The sequence below is a fragment of the Sphingomonas parva (ex Maeng et al. 2020) genome (assembly GCF_004564275.1).
GTDB lineage: Bacteria > Pseudomonadota > Alphaproteobacteria > Sphingomonadales > Sphingomonadaceae > Allosphingosinicella > Allosphingosinicella parva.
On record NZ_SPDV01000011.1, the window covers coordinates 35,245 to 53,459 of the forward strand.

An 18,215-nucleotide genomic window follows, 5' to 3' on the forward strand; every position below is an offset into this window, starting at 1 on the left:
GGGTGAACGAAACGATCGTGCGCTTCGGCCATCCCGAAACCCTGATCGCCGAATACCGGCACTGGTTGGTGCTGCTGCGGCCGGCGCAGCCCACGCTGGGCAGCCTGGTGCTCGCGGCGAAAAGCGTGGCGACCGCCTATTCGGACCTGCCGGCGGACGCCTTCGCCGAGCAGGCGATGGTCGTGCGCGACATCGAGCGGACGCTCGGCACCCTGGTGGGCTATTCCCGCATCAACTACCTGATGCTGATGATGGTGGACCCCCATGTCCACTATCACGTCATTCCGCGCTACGAGGGCGTGCGCGGCGCCTGCGGGATCGAGATTGGTGATGCAGGCTGGCCGAAGCTCCCGGCGCTCGGGGAGGCCGTGTCGCTCGCGCCTCCGGAGATCGCAGCGCTCGTCGCGTGGCTCAAAGCCGCATGGCCCGCGGCGCATCCTCCTCGGCCGTGATGCTGGCGGCCCAGCGCGCGGTCAGCGCCTCGGCCCTGGCGAGATCCTCGGGGAAATCGACCTCCTGCCAATCCTCGCCCCGAATTGATACGGTCCGGACATCGGCGCCTTCCTGGGCGAGCTCGTCTATCGCGCGAAGATACCAGCGCCGCGTGCCTTCCGGCCGGCGCATCATCGCTTCGACCTTGGCGGCGAATTGACCGGCACCGCCGCCCCGAAAGGCAAGCAGGCCGATCGATTCGCCATTATAAAGGCCAGCCTCGAGCGTCTTGCCGATGCGCAGTAGCCGGTCGCCTTCGGTCAGCACCTTCATGTCGTCGGCGTCGTAGGAGGGCTTCTCGTCCGTGGTGACGGCGATCGGTCCGCCGCCCGCGGCGAGCACGCGGGCGAGCAGGGCAGGGGACACCAGCGTGTCGCCATTGAGGAGCAGCAGTTCGCCGCTCAGCTCGTGCCGCGCCATCCATACCGAGCCCAGGTTGTCGGCGACGTGGTAGAAGGGATTGAACAGGGTCCTCACGCCGGCGCGTGTTGCCGCGACCGCCTCGACCAGCTCCTCGCGAAAGCCGGTGACCACCACGATCTCGCCGATCCCGGCCGCGAGCAAGGTGTCGAGCTGCCACTCGAGCAGGCTCTTGCCGGAAAATTCGATCAGGCATTTGGGTCGGTCGGCGGTGAGGGGAAGCAGGCGCGAGCCTTTGCCGGCACTGAGGAGGATGGCTTTTTGGATTGGCATGGTCTTGGATGCTAGAGAGGCAAGAAGGCGTTGCGCCTTCGCAACATCCTAGCGTTCTCGGCACGGCGCGCCACTTTTTTGATGGCCTGTCGTTCGTGAACCTGTTTGAGGTCGGGCAATGGGGGAGTGGACGGCTATCGTGCTCGCAGGCCAGCGACCTGGCGAGACCGGCTTTGCGGAAAGCATGGGCGTGTCTTCCAAGGCGCTGATCCCGGTGGGTGGAGAGCCCATGCTGGCGCGCGTCGTGCGCACATTGCTCGCCTCGCCGTCGATCGGTCGCGTGATCGTCCTGGCCCAATCGGCAGACCGCCTGCTCTCGCAGGCGCCTGCCTGGCTCCGCGCCGAGGCGCGGGTGAGTACGGCGGACGCGGGCGACGGCATCTCGACGAGCATCGCAGCAATTGCCGGCGGCGCCGATGCGCCTTTCCCCCTGCTCGTCACGACCGCCGATCATGCCCTCCTGACCGAAGACATGGTCGAGACCTTCCTCGGCCGGACCGTCGACACCGACGTTTCCTTCGCGCTTGTCGAGCGCGGCACGGTTGAAGCGGCCTATCCGGAAACCAGACGCACCTGGCTGAAGTTCTTCGACGGACATTATACCGGTGCGAATCTGTTCGGGCTCGCCAATCCCAAGGCGCGGAGCGCGCTGGAGTTCTGGGCCCGGGCAGAACGCGATCGCAAGAAGGCGTTGAAGATGCTGAGCTTTTTCGGTCCCACCATCTTTCTGCGGGCGCTGACCAGAACGATCTCGCTCGATGCCGCCGCCGCGAAGGTCGGCCGAGCCCTCGAGCTTCGCCTGAAGGCGATCCGCTTGCCTTTTGCCGAAGCGGCGATCGACGTCGACAAGCCGTCCGACCTGGCCCTTGCCGAGCGTGCCGTCGCCGCACGGCGTCACGACGCCGCTCGCGTGGTGGCAGGAGCGCGCTAGACATGGTCGTGGACAAGGAAGGCGAGGCGCTGATCGCCTCGATACGCCTGAGCCCGATCGCGACGGTCGTCACCAATCCGCGGCTGGGCGACAATCCCATCATCGCCGCGAACGCGGCCTTCGAGCGGCTGACCGGCTATGAGGAACAGGAGTTGCTGGGACGCAACTGCCGCTTGCTCTCCGGCGAGGGCACCGACGCGGCCGACCAGGCCCGTATCCGCGAGGCGATTGCCGACGAGCGGTCGGTGATGGCCGAGGTGCTGAACTACCGGCGTGACGGCACCGCCTTTCGCAATGCGCTGATGATCGCGCCCGTGTTCGATGACGACGGGCGGCTGCTCTACTTCATCGGCTCACAGATGGATGTGTCGGACGATCCGCCGCGGGGCGAGGATGCCCGCAAGGCCGCTGCCCGTGAGCGTCTGTCACGACTTACCGCACGGCAGCGCGACGTTCTCGAGCAGATGGCGCGCGGGCTGCGCAACAAGCAGATCGGCCCGCTACTCGGCATCAACGAGAAGACGGTGAAGATGCACCGTGCCGCGCTGATCGAGCGGCTGGGCGTTGCGACCTCTGCCGACGCCGTGCGGATCGCGGTGGAAGCCGGGCTCTAGACGATCTCTTCAGAATGTCGCGCCGAAGCGGGGGCCCTTCCGCTTCCGCGGAAGAGCCCCGGCCAATCAGTCTTTCGGGTTCTCGACCGGGACGGCGACCAGCGCCTCTGCGCCCGGCACGGAGGGCGCCTTCGGGGCGGCCCCGCCGACGAGACTCTCCAGCGTGGATCCATCGAAGCCGAGCTCCTTCATCAGTCCGTCGACGATCGGCGCTTGAGCCCGATAGCGCAGCGCCGCGGCGACAGCGCTGGACGCCAGGTTGGTATCGCCCGCGCCACCGGCGCCACCAGCCGCCGGCGCGCCGCCGGTCAGGCCGTCCACCTGGACGATCTTGATGCTGTCGATCGCCTCCATCGGCTTGGCCGCTTCGCGGACGATCTCCGGAAGCACCTTGAGCAGCGCGACCTTGGTCTGCAGGGAGACCTGGTCCGATGAGAGCAGGTTCGCCGCCTCGTTGATCGCGCGTTGGCCCGCCGCCTCGACCTCGAAGCGCACCCGCGCCGCCTCGGCCCGGAGCTTTTCGGCCTCGGCCTCGCCTTCGGCTGCGAGGCGCGCTGCCTCGGCGCGGTCGGCTGCGGCCTGCTTGTCGGCATCGGCCTGAACCCTGATGGCGATCGCGGCTCGTTCGGCTTCGCGCGCCGCGTCGATCAGCTCGATCCGCTTCTGACGCTCGGCGATCTCGGTCTCGCGCGCCGTGCCGACCTGTTCCTCCGCCGCCACCGCGGCGGCGCGCGCCTTGTCGGCTTCCGCCTTAGCCTGGCTCTCCTCGCGGCTCTTGTTCTGCACCGCGATCTGCTGCTCCTGCCGCGCGATCTCGAGCGCCTGGGTCTGCGCGATCTTGGCCTGCTCGACGACCCGGTTCGCCTGGATCTGGGCGCTGTCGACCTGCTGCTTGGCGGCGATCCGAGCCTCCTCCGCCTCGCGCTGGCGCAGCGCCTGCTCCTGAGCGACTTCCGCGTTCTGCGCGGCGCGGCGGACCTCGACCTCGCGCTCCTGCTCGAGCCGGGCGAACTCGGCCTCGCGGGCGATCTCCAGGCTGCGGCGCTGCGCGTCGAGGTTCTTCGCCTCGATCTGCACCCGGGTTTCCTGCTCGATGTCGTTGCGCGCCTTCTTGCGCAGCTCGATCTGCTCGGTGAGCTTGGTGAGGCCCTCGGCGTCGAACGCATTATTGGCGTTGAAATGCTCGATCGAGGTCTGGTCGAGGCCGGTCAGCGACACGGACTCGAGCTCGAGGCCGTTCATCGCCAGGTCGGCGGCGGAGACCTGCTGCACCTTCTGGACGAAGTCGGCACGCTGCTCGTGAAGCTGGGCCATCGTCATTCCGGCGGCGACCGAGCGGAGCGCGTCGACGAACTTGCCCTCGATCAGCTCCTTCAGGCTCTCCGGCTGCATGGTCCGGAGGCCGAGGGTCTGCGCGGCGGTCGCGATGCTCTCCTGATCGGGCCGGACGCGGACGTAGAACTCGGCCTTCACGTCGATGCGGAGGCGGTCGAGCGTGATCAGCGCGTCGGTGTTCTTGCGCTCGACAGCGAGGCGCACGGTGTTGAGGTTCACCGGCATCGTCTCGTGAAGCACCGGAAGGACGAGCGCGCCGCCGTTGATCACCACCTTCTCGCCCCCGAAGCCGGTGCGGACGAAGCCGATCTCCTTGGTCGCGCGCCGGTAGAGGCGCGTGATGATGATGCCGAGCGTCAGCAGCGCGGCGAAGACGACGCCTGCATAGATGGCCAGCTGGATCATTCCATTCCCTTCCATAAGCATCGTCAGTTCATCCCGAGCTGTTCGTGTATGTGCGGCGTCAGGCCGTCGGCGGTCCCGATCGCGGTGAAGACATGGCCGTCGCGGCGGACGAGCAGAACGGTCTCGCCCTCGACGATCGGATGATCTTCGTTCTGCGGCTCGACCATCACGTAATGGCTCTGCCCGTGCGAGTCGCGGACCCGCGCCTGGGCCGGGCTGCCGCGGCGGGCGGTGCCGATCGTGATCGTGCCGCGCTTGCCGACCAGGGTGTCGAGGCTGACGGCGGTGGTCTCGTCGCGCGGCAGGATTCGGGCCAGGCCTCGGCTGAAGAGGCCGGTCGCCGGCAAGGCTGCGGCAATTGCGGCCGGAACCGCGATGACGAGGGGCAGCGGCCGCGTGGCGACGCCTTCTGCCACCTGCTGGATGGTGAGCCCGAGCAGCCCGAAGAGCGTCAGGAAAACGACGATCACGATCAACAGCGGCACCTGCCCGATGCCGAGCCAGCCAAGCAGATCCGCGTCGCCGTCCAGGTCCGCGTCGAGATGCGCAGCGCTCGCTCCAAGACCAATCGCTTCGGCAAGGCCGATCAGAAGCATCACCGCCAGTGCCGCCGAGAAGGGCAGGTTGGCCGGTGCGGTCAGCGTTTCGAGCATGGTCCCCCTCTTCGGAGCCGATGCTAGCGGTCTGAGGATATTTTTCCAGAGAAATCCGACGTTTGTCTCTGCTGCTCCTGCTCGTGACGGTCCGACATCATCCCTGCCCCGGTCGGTTCGGGACGGCCAAGCAGGTCGGCTAGACGTTGCCAGCCGCGCGCACAGCGGCCATGGGGCGGCGATGAGCGAGACCGATCCCAGCGCCGTCGAGTCCTTCCGCGCCGCGATGCGCCGCGTCGCATCGACGGTGAACGTGATCACGATCTGCGTCGGTGGGGAAAGGATGGGCATAACCGCGACGGCGATGTCCTCGCTGGCCATGGACCCACCGAGCCTCCTGGTTTGCATCAACCGCTTCTCGGCGATGCACGGGTCGATGGAGGATGTCTCCCATTTTTGCGTGAACGTCCTCCACCGCGATCAGGAGAACATCGCTCGCATGTTCGCTGATCGGCGCCAGCACGCCTTGCGCTTCCTCAGCGGCTGGACCGAGGATTGCGTCCGCCCGCCGCGGCTGATCGATGCCCAGGCATCGATCGTGTGCCGCCGGATCGACCACCATCGCTTCGGCACGCACAGCATCTTCATCGGCGTGGTCGAGGACGCCCAGGTCCGCGAGGAGGTCAATCCTCTCGTCTATGTCGACGGCCAATATGGCGGCGCCGTCGACTGACGTCGCGGCTCAGCCGCGCCCCCAGGGCCGTTCGCGATACCATTTGGTGATCACGTATTTGACGCCCGCCTCGACCGGCATGCCGCTGTGCAGCGAATAGTGATTGGGCTGCCCGAACTCGTCCATGTTGTTCCACAACAGGAGGTTGCCGCGCCGCGGGGTGACCCGCACGTTCGCTTCCGGGAACCAGGTCTGGCCCCCCGCCTCCACGTCGTTGAGGAAGATCATCGCGGTCCAGGTCCGCTGGCCGCCGCTGCGCTGCATGTCCTCCCAATATTCCGTGTTCATATGGAAGAAATCGTGGTGCGGCTTGAACTGCTGGCCGGGGGCGTAGCGCTGTCCCTGGATCGTCTCGCCATGCTCGGGCTGTATCCCGGTGAGCGCGTTGATCTTGTCCTGGACGCGCACGTTGATCGCGTCGCTCATCTTCAGATGACAGCTCTCGCTGGTGCGGAATTCCGGATCGCCGTTCGACGACAGCAGTCCCGACGGGACGCGATCCTTGTCGATCAGCGCAATGACCTGCTCGCACTCGCGCGCTGTGAGGAAATCCCGCGCGACGAAGATGTCCAGGCCCTTGGCAGGGATCTGGAGGCAGTTGGGCGTCCTTTTCACCCTCTCCTTCACCCAGGCGCCGATCTGCATCCGGTAGAAGGCGGCCGGATCTCCGGTGACCGTGCTCATTCGATCGTACGTCCTCTTACCATCACGAATTCCACTTTTTCCAGGGTGCGCACGTCGCGCAGCGGGTCGCCGCTCACCGCGATGATATCCGCCGAATAGCCTGGCGCAATCCGGCCAATCTCACTGTCCAGTCCGAGCAGGTGCGCCGCCGCGGTCGTGGCCGAGGTGATTGCCTCCGCCGGGCTCATGCCGGCGTGCTCGACCAGCAGGGCGAGCTCCTCGGCGTTGCGGCCATGCTCGAACACCGCCGCGTCGGTCCCGAACACGACCGGCACGCCCGCGGCGCGCGCCGCCCTCGCCGCCTTGCCCACTTCCCCCAGTGTCTGGCGAACCTTCGCTTCGACGGTCGGCGTGTAGATGCCCTTGCCGAGGCGTTCCCGAATGCCGGTGAACGCCATCAGGGTCGGCACCAGGGTCGCGCCGTTGGTCTTCATCACCCGGATCGCTTCCCCGTCCGCGAAGGTGCCGTGCTCGATCGAATCGACGCCGGCGCGGGCGGCGGCCTCGATGCCGCGCGCGCTATGCGCATGCGCGGCGACCTTGAGGCCGAGCCCGTGGGCCGTGTCGACGATCGCCTTCATCTCGGCGTCGGTGAAATGCTGGCCAAGGCCGCGCGCCTGCTGCGACAGCACCCCGCCGGTTGCGGTGATCTTGATGACGTCCGCGCCGGCCCGGGAGAATTCGCGCACGCGGGCGGCGCATTCCTCGGCGCCGGTGCAGGTGTTGCCGCTACCCAGCACCGCGAGCACTTCCGGACGGAAGCCGGAGACGTCGCCATGGCCGCCGATGGTCGAGATCGCGGGGCCGGAGGAGAGAATCCTGGGCCCCGGGATCGCGCCTTCCGCGGTCGCCCGCCGCAAGGCGAAGCCGACCAGTGGTCCGGAACCGAGGTCCCGTACGGTGGTGAAGCCCGCGCGCACGGTGGCGCGGGCATTCCTGGCGCCGACCAGCGTCGCCCATTCGTCGCTGTCGACCGCCTGGTTACGATAATCGTCGTCGGGATCGCCCGAGAGATGGACGTGGGTGTCGATCAGGCCGGGGAGCACCGTCTTGCTCGAGAGATCGATCAGCCGGGTGCCCGCCGCCGGCGGCGCGAGCCCCTCGGCAATCGCGGTGATCCGTCCGTCGATGACCGTGATCGTCGCCGGCCCTATAACCGGCCGGCCCGGGTCGGCGATCAGCCGGCCGGCGTGGATCGTCACGGTTTCCGCCGAAGCGGGCGCGGCGATGGCGCAGGCAAGACCGGCGGCAAGAGCGAAATGGCGCATCGGCATCGATCCCTCGGATGATCGACGCTCCATGCGTCGCCCTCCGTCCGGCTGGCAAGCAAAAAGCCCGGAGCGTCCGCACGCCCCGGGCTTCCTGTTCTTGGCCGGCTGTCCTCTACCAGAAGAAGTCGTAGATCACGTCGATGACTTCGCCCGAGTAGACGTCCACCAGCAGGACATCGTCATAGTAACGGACCCAGCGGGTGCCCGGATAGGCGGGCGGCAGGCGATACTGCCACGGATCGCTGATCCAATAATTGTCGCCGTAGAAGCCCGATCCGAGGAAGAGGCCGATCGAAAGCCGGTTGTAGCTGTGATTGCGGTAGGGCGCGTAATAGCGGCCGATGTGGAACAGGTTCCGGTTGGAATAGCGGTAGCTCTGCCAATCGTAGCGCCGATCGTTCCGCCACTGCCGATCCCAATTACGCGCCTGGCGATAGTCGCGCCGGTCGTTCCGCCAGTCGCGCCGATCGTCACGGCGATCTTCCCGCCAGTCCCGGCGCTGCTCGCGCATCCGCTCCTCGGCACGCGCCTGGTTGCGCGCCGCCTGGCGCTGATACTCGGGCGACAGCCCTTCGGCGCTGCGGCGCGACGCTTCCCGCGTCTCCTGCACGCGATTGCGGAAGGCCTCTCCGCCGTCGCCGCCGCGGCGCCCGCGCCAGCTCTGGGCGGACTGGCTGCTGCCCTGCGTGCTCTGGCCGGCAGCAGCATTTTCCTGCCATGTTCGGCGATTCTGCCAGGCGCCGTTCGATTGCTGGCGCTCGCCGGAATAGACGCGGGTGCGCTCCGGCCGCTGGACCGACTCGACGCTTCGCGCCTGGGGAGCCTGGACGCGCGGCTCGCGCACAGCCTGACGCTGCTGGCGGGCTTCCGACCGCGCCTGGTTGCGCGCGCCCTGACGCTCGTAACGCTGCTGGATCCGGGCGGCGCGATCCGAATCCGCCGGCTTGGCCTGGGCTGCGATCGGGGTAAGCACCGTCGCCGCCATGATGATACCGATCAATGCTTGGCGCATCGAAGAACTCCTGTGAGCCGGCGAGATGCCGCGCTTTATGGTGACGAGTTGTGCACGAGAGTCGATGAGCCGTGGGTGAACCGGTTAGACAACGATCCGACAGGAATCACCGCTTGGGTGCCGCCGCTGGGCTGAGCGCCGGAACGTGGCGCGCGGCATCGGCCGGATCGACTCCCGGCGGGGGTGCGGCCGAAATCTGCTCCTCCCCGCTGCGCATCCGGCCGGCGCGGCGGATCGCTTCCCGGATCCTCGGATAGCTTCCGCAGGGACACAGGTTGGTGATCGCGGCGTCGATCTCCTCGTCCGTCGGCGCGGGATTGCGATCGATCAGGGCGGCTGCGGCCATGATCATCCCGGACTGGCAGAAGCCGCATTGCGGAACCGACTCGGCAACCCAGGCCTGCTGGACGGGATGAGAGCGATCGCGCGACAACGCCTCGATCGTGGTCACGAAGCTGCCCTCGAGCCGCCCGATCGGCAGCTGGCAGCTTCGGGTCGGCCGGCCATCGACGTGCACGGTGCAGGCGCCGCACTGCCCCGTGCCGCACCCGTATTTCGTCCCGGTGAGGTTGGAAGCGTCACGCAACGCCCATAGGAGGGGTGTCTCCGGGTCCAGCCGATATTCGATGGGCTGGCCGTTCACGGTGAAGCGCGTCATGACGGCGTCTTAACGGGAGGAACGCCGGCATGGAAAGCGAAAGGATCGTCGTCGCGCGCGAGGAAGGCGTCGCCCATGTCGAGCTCGCCCGCGAGGATCGCTTCAACGCAATGGACGCGGCCATGTTCGAGGCACTCGGGGAGACGTTCCGCGCGCTCGGTAGCGACCCGGCGGTGCGGGCGATCGTCCTCTCCGCCCGCGGTCGGCACTTCACCGCCGGAATCGATCTCCACTACGCGTCCGGGCAACTGGGCGTCGGCGGCGGGGAGGGAGACCCGGGGCGTGCCGCCGAAGCGCGCCTCCGTCACATTGACTGGCTGCAGGATGCCTTCAACGCGGTCGAGAACGCCAGGCCGCCGGTGATCGCGGCGGTTCACGGCGGCTGCATTGGCGCCGGCGTCGACCTTGCCAGCGCCTGCGACCTGCGGCTCGCCGCGGCCGGCGCCTTCTTCCAGGTCGCGGAGGTCGACGTGGCGATCACCGCCGATCTCGGCACGCTGCAGCGGCTCATCCACCTCATACCCTCCGGCATCGTGCGAGAGCTCGCTTATACCGGCCGCCGAATGGAGGCGGAGGAGGCGCTTCGCCTCGGCCTCGTCAACCGCGTGGAGCCCGATCGCGATTCGCTCGTCGCGGCCGCACTGGAGCTGGCCGGGGTGATCGCCGCCAAGTCGCCTCTCGCCGTCGTCGGCGCCAAGAGGAGCCTCAACTATAGCCGCGGCCGCCCGGTCGAGGAGGGACTGCGTCAGGTTGGACTGTGGAACGCGGCGACGCTGGTCGGCGCCGATCTCGCCGAGGCGCTCGAGGCCCGGCTGGCCAAGCGCGATCCGCGATTCGCGGATCTCGATCCCTGACCCCGTGCTCCAGTCATGGGATGCGACTCGGTTTTCAAGCACTTGCGCCTGATTTCGCAGCTTGAATTCCGGGCCCTTCGCTGGTAACGGGCGGCTCGTACGGCGCGGGACCTGTTCCGCGGCGAACCCTTTTTATGCTATCTATGGCTTGTTTGGAGGCGCGTCGCTCAGGGCCGCCGCCGGGACCCATTCAACGGAGAGTGACGACCGCTTATGCAAATCCTCGTTCGCGACAACAATGTCGACCAGGCGCTGCGCGCCCTCAAGAAGAAGCTGCAGCGTGAAGGCGTCTATCGCGAAATGAAGCTGCGCCGTCACTACGAGAAGCCGTCCGAGAAGCGCGCCCGCGAGCGCGCCGCCGCGATCCGTCGCGCGCGCAAGCTCGAGCGGAAGCGCGCGGAGCGCGACGGCGTCCGTTAAGTCGGAACTGCCGCAAGCTTGCCAGGATCGAGGGCGGCGATAGTGAGTGGGTGACCATTCACCGCCGCCCTTCTCTTTTTCGAGGTTCTCCCATGTCCGTAACCGCCGTTCCGCTCCGCCCGATCAGGAAGGGTTCCGTCCTGAAGCTCTGGCTCGGACTGATCCTGCTCGCTCTCCTTGCCGCCGGCGTGGCCTGGGCCGGAACCGCGGGGCAGATCATGGAGCGCACCACGTCCGGGCTGCAATATCGCGTGCTAGAGGAAGGTGAGGGGCCGAGCCCGACCGCAAGCGATGTCGCCTTCATCACCTACACCGGCCGGCTTGCCGACGGCACGGTGTTCGACAGCAATGAAGGCGGTCAGCCGCTGCCGATGCCGCTCGCCGAGGGCGCCGCGATCAAGGGCTTCACCGAGGGCCTGCTGATGATGAAGAAGGGCGCCAAATACCAGCTGCGGATCCCGCCGGAGCTTGGCTACGGGGCGGAGGCCAAGGGCCCGATCCCGGCCAATTCGACGCTCGATTTCGATGTCACCCTGGTTGATTTCATGCCCGAGGCGACGCTGCGCCAGATGATGATGCAGCAGCAGATGATGCAGATGCAGGGCGGCGGCGGCGCCGAGGGTGGGCCGCCCCCGCAGGGCGGCGGCCAGTAAGCTCCGCGGCAAAGCGGGCTTGATGAGGGGCCCGGCCGAAAGGCCGGGCCCCTCAGTCTTTCAGCTGCGCCTCGTTCTCTTCGGATTTGCGCTCGAGCGCGACCTTGATCATCGCCACGATCGGATCGGCGAGCGCGAGGCCGATCAGCCCGAACAGGGCGCCGAACAGCAATTGCGCGCCGAGGATCAGCGCGGGAGCGAGATCGACCGTCTTCTTGGCAACGTAGGGTACGATCAGATAGCCGTCGACGGTCTGGACGATGAGATAGACGGCGATCGCCCAAAGCCCCGCGTTGAACGAGACGCTGAACCCGGCGAGAACGATCAGCACGCCCGAGATGATCGCGCCGATGTTGGGCAGAAAGGCGAGCAGGCCGGTCAGGATGCCGAGCAGCGCCGCCATCGGCACGCCGCCGATCATGAGCAGGATCCAGGTGCCGACGCCCTCCACGGCCATGCCGAGCAGGCGCCCCGCCATCAGCCGCCGCATCGTGTGGCCCATCTCGGCCGCCGTACGGTAAAAGGAGTCGCGGCTGCGGAGGGGCAGCATCCAGGCGAAGCCGCGCTGGTAGAGCCGCGGCTCGGCGGCGATGAAGATGCCGATCACCAGGATCATGATCAGGCTGGTGAGGGCGCCCAGCGCGCTGCTCACCGCGGAGCCGAGCCTGCCGAGCGTGCCCATCAGCTGCCCGCTCAACTGGTCCATCTGGGCGCCGCCCTGCATGATGCCGACCTCGTTGCCCCAGGCGAGACCCCGATTCACCTGCGCGGTGATGACCGCCCGTAGCCGCTCGGCCTCGGCGGCGAGCGAGCTTCCGGCGAAATAGAAGGTCCAGGCGATGAATGCGACCCCAGCGACGGTGACGATCGTCAGCCGCCATCCGCGGCCAATCGGAAGCACCCTGCCGAGCAGCCGGGTCCCGCCGTCGAGGATCGAGGCGAAGACGATGCCGGCGAAGATCAGCAGCAGCGGCTGCGCCAGGAAGATGACCGCCAGAATGGCGAGGCCGAGGCCGAACCAGACGCTGGCGCGCTTCAGCTCCTGCCGGATCAGCGGATCGCGCAGCTCGGTGGGGCCCGGCTGCTCCGCGTGCGGTCCGGGCCCTTCGCTCACTGCGCCGTTGCTTCCTGTGGCCGCAGCGACGTGCCGGCACGGCCGCCGCGGAAGGCGGTGAACCAGCTGATCGGGTTCAGATATTGCGTGGTGCCATCCAGCGAGAAGGTGATGAACTCGGCGCGCCCGCCGATATTCTCCCACGGCACGGGCCCACCGAGACCCTGGGCAGCGGCGGCGACGCGGCTGTCGGCCGATTTGTCGCGATTGTCGCCCATCACCCAGACATGACCCTCGGGGATCGTGATCCTGGGCACATCGTCGACGAGGGGATCATAATGAAGATCGATCGTGTCGAAGGTTCGCCCGTTGGCCAGCGTCTCGCGAACGATCGGCAGCTCGCAATAGAGATTTCCGTCCTCGCCAGTCACCCGGTGATCCTCGGCGTCGCCGAATTCGCAGGGAACGTTGGCATCGACGGGGATGCGCACGTTCGGCCTGCGCTCGCGCTTCACCGCCTTGCCGTTGATGATGAGCTGGCCCTTGATCATCTCGACGGTGTCGCCCGGCACGGCGATGACCCGCTTGATATAGTCCGAAGTCTCTCCCGGAGGCGTCAGGATGACGACGTCACCCGGCGTGGGCATGCGGCCGAACAGTCGCCCTTCGGTGCGCGGAAAGACGTGGAAGCTGGGCGAGACCCAGGACCAGCCGTAGGGAAATTTGCTCACCACCAGCCGGTCGCCCTTCAGCAGCCCCGGCATCATCGATTCCGACGGGATGTAGAACGGCTTGGCGATGAAGCTGTGGATCGCGAGCACGGCGAGAACGAGCCAGAAGATCGCCTTCACCTCGCCCCACCAGTCGGTGCCCTGCTTCGGCGGCTGCGCGGCGGGAGTGCCCGCCTCGATCGTCGGCTTGGTTTCGTCGTTCATGGCAATGACGGGATCGCTGTTGCTCACCCTTCGCTCCTCGAAATCGGGATGGCGGCGATGATGACGAAAGCCTGTGCGAAGGGATGGTCGTCCGTCATCGTCAAATGGATCTCAGCGAAGTGGCCCTCGGGGATCATCGCGTCAAGTCTCGCCTTCGCGCCGCCGGTCAGCTCCAGCGTGGGCGCGCCCGAAGCCTGGTTCACGACTCCTATATCGCGCATGAACACGCCCCGCTTGAAGCCGGTGCCCACCGCCTTGGAAAACGCCTCCTTCGCCGCGAACCGCTTGGCATAGGTTCCTGCACGGGTGAACGGCCGCGTTTCGGCCTTGCGCTGCTCGGTCTCGGTGAAGACGCGGTTGACGAACCGCTCGCCGAATCGCTCCAGCGAGTTGCGGATGCGGTCGATGTTGCACAGGTCCGAGCCGATGCCGATGATCATGACGGCTCCTTCAGGCCGTCACCGCGGCGGATGGTCGATGCCGCCGCAGGCGCCGTCATCCGCGCGCCTCGTCCATGAGCGCGCGCATGTGGCGGATCGATGCGCCGAGCCCGATGAAGATCGCTTCGCCGATCAGGAAATGGCCGATGTTCAGCTCGCGGATCTGGGGGATGGCGGCGATCGGCACGACATTGTCGAAGGCAAGGCCGTGACCGGCATGGGGCTCGATGCCGTTCTTGACGGCCAGAGCAGCGGCGTCGGCGATGCGGCGGAGCTCGACCGCGCGCGCCTCGCCCTCGAGATGCGCGTAGCGACCGGTATGGAATTCGACCACCGGCGCCTTCAGGCGAATTGCCGCGTCGATCTGGCGGGCATCGGGCTCGATGAACAGGCTGACGCGGATCCCCGCCTCGGACAGGCGGGCGACGAGCGGCGAAAGCGGATCGTACTGCCCGGCGGCGTCGAGGCCCCCTTCCGTGGTGCGCTCCTCCCTTTTCTCGGGAACGATGCACACGGCATGGGGACGATGGCGAAGAGCAATGTCGAGCATCTCCTCGGTCGCCGCCATTTCGAGGTTCAGCGGCACCTCGAGATGGCGCATCAGCGCGCTGATGTCCTCGTCGCGAATGTGGCGACGATCCTCGCGCAGGTGCGCGGTGATGCCGTCGGCGCCCGCTTCGGCCGCGGCGAAGGCGGCGCGAACGGGATCGGGGTGATCGCCGCCGCGGGCGTTGCGGATCGTCGCGACATGGTCGATGTTGACCCCGAGGCGCATCTGGTTGGTCACGCCGCCTTGCGGCTCCCCGGCTTCTCGGCCGGAATGGCGGCGAGCTCGGGCGGGATTGCGCCGGGCTCGTAGCTCGGCACGTCGATCCGGATCAGCGGGAAGAACGGAACGCCGAGATCGGCAAGGCCATTCGACCGGTCGACCAGCGCCGCCGCCGCGACCACGGTCGCGCCGGCTGCGGCGACCGACTTCATCGCCTCGCGGGAGCTGAGCCCGGTCGTCACCACGTCCTCGACCAGCAGAACCTTCTGGCCCTTGCGAAGGCGGAAGCCGCGGCGCAGCTCGAACGTGCCGCTCGGCCGCTCGAGGAACACCGCTTCCAGCCCGAGCGAGCGGCCCATCTCGTGCCCGATGATGATCCCGCCCATCGCCGGCGAGACGACCATCGAGATCTGCGACTTGATCTCCAGCGGCAGCGACCGGGCGAGCGCCGACGCGAGGCGCGAGGCGCGGGAGGGGTCCATCAGCACCCGCGCGCACTGCAGGTAGCGTGGGCTGTGCAGCCCCGAGGAGAGAATGAAATGTCCCTCGAGCAGCGCATCCGCGGCTCGGAATTCGGCGAGTATCTCGTCCTCTGTCATGGGCTCCCGGGGGTTGAGCTGCGCTGCCTGCCTGATAGGCTTCGCACGCCGCGTCATCAACCCGCGCCAAGAGCCTTGAGGCGCGGTGCTTCCCTGCCTATAAGCCGCCGCAATTCGGCGCTCCCGGCACCGAATCCGTCCCGCTCCGCCCGGAGGCCCCAAGGGTTTCAGATGAAGATTTCGCTCAAGCTTTTCGCCGTCGCCGCTGCTTTCGGCATGGCACCGGTCGCCGCCGTCGCCCAGAACGCGCCGGCCGCCGCACCGACCGCGACCGCCGCTGCGCCCGCGGCCCCGGGCGCGCAAGCCGCGACTGCCCAGCAGCCGATCGACGCGATCAGCGCCAATTCTCAGGCCCAGCCGGCGCAACCGGAAGAGGCGAGCCTCACCAGCCGCGACGAGCAGCCCTCCAAGGCCGAGGTGCTGAGCAGCTCCCTCGCCCGCACCCAGCCGGATGCCGAGGTCGGTCAGCCGACCGGGAAGCTCGGCTTCCAGCCGCAGGTCACGCCGATCGGCGAAGAGGCCTCCTGGTTCCACAATGCGATCCTGCTGCCGCTGATCACCGCGATCTCGGTCTTCGTGCTCGCCCTGCTCCTCTATGTGATGATCCGCTTCCGCCGCAGCGCGAATCCGACGCCGTCTCGCACCACGCACAACACGATGCTCGAGATCGCCTGGACGCTGGTGCCGGTGTTGATCCTGGTCGCGATCGCGGTGCCGTCGATCCGCCTGCTCGCGCACCAATATTCGCCGCCCAAGGCGGATCTCACCGTCAAGGCGACGGGCAACCAGTGGTACTGGACCTATACCTATCCGGATCACGGCGATTTCGAGATCGTCTCGAACATGCTGAAGGACGAGGACGCCAAGAAGCGCGGCGAGCCCCGCCTGCTTGCCGTCGACGAGCGCGTCGTCGTGCCGGTCGGCGCGACCGTGAAGATGATCGTCACGTCCGCCGACGTCATCCACTCCTGGGGCGTTCCGGCCTTCTGGGCCAAGGTTGACGCGGTTCCCGGCCGCCTCAATGAGACGTGGTTCAAGACCGATCGTCCGGGCATCTATTACGGCCAGTGCTTCGAGCTGTGCGGCGCCCGTCACGCCTACATGCCGATCGCCGTCGAGGTCGTGACTCCGGCGCAGTTTGCCGCCTGGGTCGCTTCGAAGGGCGGCACGATGCCGGGCGCGGCCCAGCCCAAATCGGGCGACGAGACCGCGACCTCGCCGATCACCAACCCGGGCGCCGCCGCGGCCGCCGCCGGCCCGACGCCGACCGCCGGCGGCAGCGCCACCGAGACCAGCCCCGAGCCTCCCGCCATCACGCCTGGAACGTCCGCACCGCCGGTTTCCAGCCAGGGCGCCACCGAATCCAAGCGCGGAAACTGATCCAATGACCGACACCACCGCAAACGCCAGCCACTTCCACGCGCACGACGCCCATGACGCGCATCACGATGCGGATCACAAGCCGAGCTTCTTCGCGCGTTGGTTCATGTCGACCAACCACAAGGACATCGGCACCCTCTATCTGATCTTCGCGATCATCGCGGGCATCATCGGCGGCACCATCTCGGGCATCATGCGGGCCGAACTCGCCGCCCCCGGCCTGCAGATCCTGCCCAACTGGGCCGGCGGCAGCGTCGATCAGGCGGCCTATCTGTGGAACGTGCTGATCACCGCGCACGGCCTGATCATGGTCTTCTTCATGGTCATGCCGGCGATGATCGGCGGCTTCGGCAACTGGTTCGTTCCGATCATGATCGGCGCGCCGGACATGGCGTTCCCGCGCATGAACAACATCAGCTTCTGGCTGATCGTCCCGGCCTTCCTGCTGCTCCTCGGCTCGGCCTTCGTGCCGGGCGGGCTCGGCAACGGCGCCGGGATCGGCTGGACGGCCTATGCGCCGCTCTCGACCTCCGGCTCCTCGGGTCCCGCGGTCGATCTCGCGATCTTCTCGCTGCACCTTGCCGGTGCCTCGTCGATCCTCGGCGCGATCAACTTCATCACCACCATTTTCAACATGCGCGCGCCGGGCATGACCCTGCACAAGATGCCGCTTTTCGTCTGGTCGGTGCTGGTCACCGCCTTCCTGCTGCTGCTCTCGCTTCCGGTCCTCGCCGGCGCGATCACCATGCTGCTGACCGACCGTAACTTCGGCACGCACTTCTTCGACGCGTCCGGCGGCGGCGATCCGATCCTTTACCAGCACCTCTTCTGGTTCTTCGGCCATCCGGAGGTGTACATCATGATCCTGCCGGGCTTCGGCATGATCAGCCACATCGTCGCGACGTTCAGCCGCAAGCCGGTGTTCGGCTATCTCGGCATGGCCTACGCCATGGTCGCGATCGGCGTGATCGGTTTCGTGGTGTGGGCGCACCACATGTTCACGGTCGGCATGGACGTGAACACCAAGATGTACTTCACCGCCGCAACCATGGTGATCGCGGTGCCGACCGGCATCAAGATCTTCTCCTGGATCGCGACGATGTGGGGCGGCTCGATCAGCTTCCAGACCCCGATGATGTGGGCGATCGGCTTCATCTTCATGTTCACGGTCGGCGGCGTCACCGGCGTCGTCCTCGCCAACGGCGGCATCGACAACAACGTCCACGACACCTACTACGTCGTCGCGCACTTCCACTACGTGCTGTCGCTCGGCGCCGTGTTCGCGCTGTTCGCCGCCTGGTATTATTGGTTCCCGAAGATGTTCGGCAAGATGTACTCGGAGGTGCTCGGCCAGCTGCACTTCTGGATCTTCTTCATCGGCGTGAACATCATGTTCTTCCCGATGCACTTCCTCGGCATGCAGGGGATGCAGCGCCGCGTTCCGGACTATACGGACGCCTATGCCGAGTGGAACCACGTCGCCAGCCTCGGCTACGTGATCATGGCGATCGGTCTGATCCCGTTCTTCATCAACATCTTCTACTCGCTGCTCGCCGGCCGCCGCGCCGAGGGCAATCCGTGGGGTGAAGGTGCGACGACGCTCGAGTGGACGCTGTCGAGCCCGCCGCCGTTCCACCAGTTCGAGACGCTTCCGAAGATCGACTGACTCAGATTCCCTCCCGCCGGGCGG

The 18,215-nt window shown here is 67.2% G+C and carries 21 protein-coding genes; 9 read left to right on the forward strand and 12 right to left on the reverse strand.

All coding sequences use genetic code 11. The features are described 5' to 3' along the window. Positions 1 to 2: 2 nt before the first annotated feature. On the forward strand, positions 3 to 452 hold the full coding sequence (locus tag E2493_RS07445; RefSeq protein ID WP_135085297.1) for an HIT family protein: 450 nt from the start codon (positions 3 to 5) through the stop codon (positions 450 to 452). Here the strand turns inward: E2493_RS07445 and E2493_RS07450 are convergent. After that, on the reverse strand, positions 412 to 1,185 hold the full coding sequence (locus E2493_RS07450) for a phosphocholine cytidylyltransferase family protein (RefSeq protein ID WP_135085299.1): 774 nt from the start codon (positions 1,183 to 1,185) through the stop codon (positions 412 to 414). The two genes, E2493_RS07445 and E2493_RS07450, sit on opposite strands and share 41 nt — an antisense overlap. Before the next feature lie 118 nt (positions 1,186 to 1,303). Between E2493_RS07450 and E2493_RS07455 the strand changes: the two genes are divergently transcribed. After that, a complete protein-coding gene (locus E2493_RS07455; protein ID WP_135085301.1) occupies positions 1,304 to 2,116 on the forward strand; it encodes a nucleotidyltransferase family protein in 813 nt (270 codons plus the stop codon). Positions 2,117 to 2,118: 2 nt separating this feature from the next. Continuing rightward, the gene (locus E2493_RS07460; RefSeq protein ID WP_135085303.1) at positions 2,119 to 2,730 is read left to right on the forward strand and encodes a PAS domain-containing protein; all 612 of its coding nucleotides are present in this window, start codon (positions 2,119 to 2,121) and stop codon (positions 2,728 to 2,730) included. Positions 2,731 to 2,796: 66 nt separating this feature from the next. On the opposite strand, the gene E2493_RS07465 is transcribed toward E2493_RS07460, so the two are convergent. Together E2493_RS07465 and E2493_RS07470 are read right to left on the reverse strand one after the other, a co-directional pair. Then, positions 2,797 to 4,470 (reverse strand): flotillin family protein, encoded by a 1,674-nt coding sequence (locus tag E2493_RS07465; RefSeq protein ID WP_225421210.1) that lies wholly within the window; start codon positions 4,468 to 4,470, stop codon positions 2,797 to 2,799. Between the two features lie 23 nt (positions 4,471 to 4,493). Further along, entirely contained in the window at positions 4,494 to 5,123 is a 630-nt protein-coding gene (locus E2493_RS07470; protein ID WP_135085305.1) for an OB-fold-containig protein, read from the reverse strand. 181 nt (positions 5,124 to 5,304) lie between these two features. Between E2493_RS07470 and E2493_RS07475 the strand changes: the two genes are divergently transcribed. Beyond that, positions 5,305 to 5,796, forward strand: coding sequence for a flavin reductase family protein (locus E2493_RS07475; protein WP_167737439.1), 492 nt, complete (start codon positions 5,305 to 5,307; stop codon positions 5,794 to 5,796). Between the two features lie 9 nt (positions 5,797 to 5,805). On the opposite strand, the gene E2493_RS07480 is transcribed toward E2493_RS07475, so the two are convergent. From E2493_RS07480 to E2493_RS07495, 4 genes are all read right to left on the reverse strand, one after another. Then, on the reverse strand, positions 5,806 to 6,480 hold the full coding sequence (locus E2493_RS07480; RefSeq protein WP_135085309.1) for a prolyl hydroxylase family protein: 675 nt from the start codon (positions 6,478 to 6,480) through the stop codon (positions 5,806 to 5,808). Further along, entirely contained in the window at positions 6,477 to 7,748 is a 1,272-nt protein-coding gene (locus tag E2493_RS07485; RefSeq protein WP_135085311.1) for a metal-dependent hydrolase family protein, read from the reverse strand. The genes E2493_RS07480 and E2493_RS07485 overlap by 4 nt, the downstream gene beginning before the upstream one ends. Before the next feature lie 115 nt (positions 7,749 to 7,863). Next, positions 7,864 to 8,763, reverse strand: a complete 900-nt coding sequence (locus E2493_RS21735; RefSeq protein ID WP_225421211.1) for an RcnB family protein — start codon at positions 8,761 to 8,763, stop codon at positions 7,864 to 7,866. A gap of 106 nt (positions 8,764 to 8,869) precedes the next feature. Beyond that, positions 8,870 to 9,421, reverse strand: a complete 552-nt coding sequence (locus E2493_RS07495) for a (2Fe-2S)-binding protein (RefSeq protein ID WP_135085313.1) — start codon at positions 9,419 to 9,421, stop codon at positions 8,870 to 8,872. A 29-nt stretch (positions 9,422 to 9,450) separates the two neighbouring features. On the opposite strand from E2493_RS07495, the gene E2493_RS07500 reads away from it, so the two are divergent. The 3 genes from E2493_RS07500 to E2493_RS07510 all read left to right on the forward strand — a co-directional run bounded on the left by E2493_RS07500 (position 9,451) and on the right by E2493_RS07510 (position 11,348). Further along, complete coding sequence (locus tag E2493_RS07500; protein ID WP_135085315.1) at positions 9,451 to 10,275, forward strand: enoyl-CoA hydratase-related protein; 825 nt, start codon at positions 9,451 to 9,453, stop codon at positions 10,273 to 10,275. A gap of 213 nt (positions 10,276 to 10,488) precedes the next feature. Next, positions 10,489 to 10,695, forward strand: a complete 207-nt coding sequence (gene rpsU, locus E2493_RS07505; protein ID WP_106515466.1) for a 30S ribosomal protein S21 — start codon at positions 10,489 to 10,491, stop codon at positions 10,693 to 10,695. 92 nt (positions 10,696 to 10,787) lie between these two features. Next, positions 10,788 to 11,348 (forward strand): FKBP-type peptidyl-prolyl cis-trans isomerase, encoded by a 561-nt coding sequence (locus E2493_RS07510; protein WP_135085317.1) that lies wholly within the window; start codon positions 10,788 to 10,790, stop codon positions 11,346 to 11,348. A 52-nt stretch (positions 11,349 to 11,400) separates the two neighbouring features. On the opposite strand, the gene E2493_RS07515 is transcribed toward E2493_RS07510, so the two are convergent. The 5 genes from E2493_RS07515 to pyrE are packed head-to-tail and all read right to left on the reverse strand — an operon-like array spanning position 11,401 to position 15,145. Next, on the reverse strand, positions 11,401 to 12,462 hold the full coding sequence (locus E2493_RS07515) for an AI-2E family transporter (RefSeq protein WP_135085319.1): 1,062 nt from the start codon (positions 12,460 to 12,462) through the stop codon (positions 11,401 to 11,403). Then, the gene (gene lepB / locus E2493_RS07520; RefSeq protein ID WP_135085396.1) at positions 12,459 to 13,337 is read right to left on the reverse strand and encodes a signal peptidase I; all 879 of its coding nucleotides are present in this window, start codon (positions 13,335 to 13,337) and stop codon (positions 12,459 to 12,461) included. Before lepB ends, E2493_RS07515 begins: the two co-directional genes overlap by 4 nt. 23 nt (positions 13,338 to 13,360) lie before the next feature. Continuing rightward, positions 13,361 to 13,777: a holo-ACP synthase gene (acpS, locus tag E2493_RS07525; protein ID WP_135085321.1), complete on the reverse strand. Its 417-nt coding sequence runs from the start codon at positions 13,775 to 13,777 to the stop codon at positions 13,361 to 13,363. Positions 13,778 to 13,832: 55 nt separating this feature from the next. Continuing rightward, entirely contained in the window at positions 13,833 to 14,552 is a 720-nt protein-coding gene (locus E2493_RS07530; RefSeq protein ID WP_135085398.1) for a pyridoxine 5'-phosphate synthase, read from the reverse strand. Positions 14,553 to 14,560: 8 nt separating this feature from the next. Next, entirely contained in the window at positions 14,561 to 15,145 is a 585-nt protein-coding gene (gene pyrE, locus E2493_RS07535; RefSeq protein WP_135085323.1) for an orotate phosphoribosyltransferase, read from the reverse strand. 171 nt (positions 15,146 to 15,316) lie between these two features. Here pyrE and coxB point away from each other — a divergent pair, with 171 nt between their 5' ends. Further along, positions 15,317 to 16,525 (forward strand): cytochrome c oxidase subunit II, encoded by a 1,209-nt coding sequence (coxB, locus tag E2493_RS07540; protein ID WP_135085325.1) that lies wholly within the window; start codon positions 15,317 to 15,319, stop codon positions 16,523 to 16,525. Between the two features lie 4 nt (positions 16,526 to 16,529). Beyond that, on the forward strand, positions 16,530 to 18,191 hold the full coding sequence (gene ctaD / locus E2493_RS07545; RefSeq protein WP_135085327.1) for a cytochrome c oxidase subunit I: 1,662 nt from the start codon (positions 16,530 to 16,532) through the stop codon (positions 18,189 to 18,191). The last annotated feature ends 24 nt before the right edge of the window (positions 18,192 to 18,215 follow it).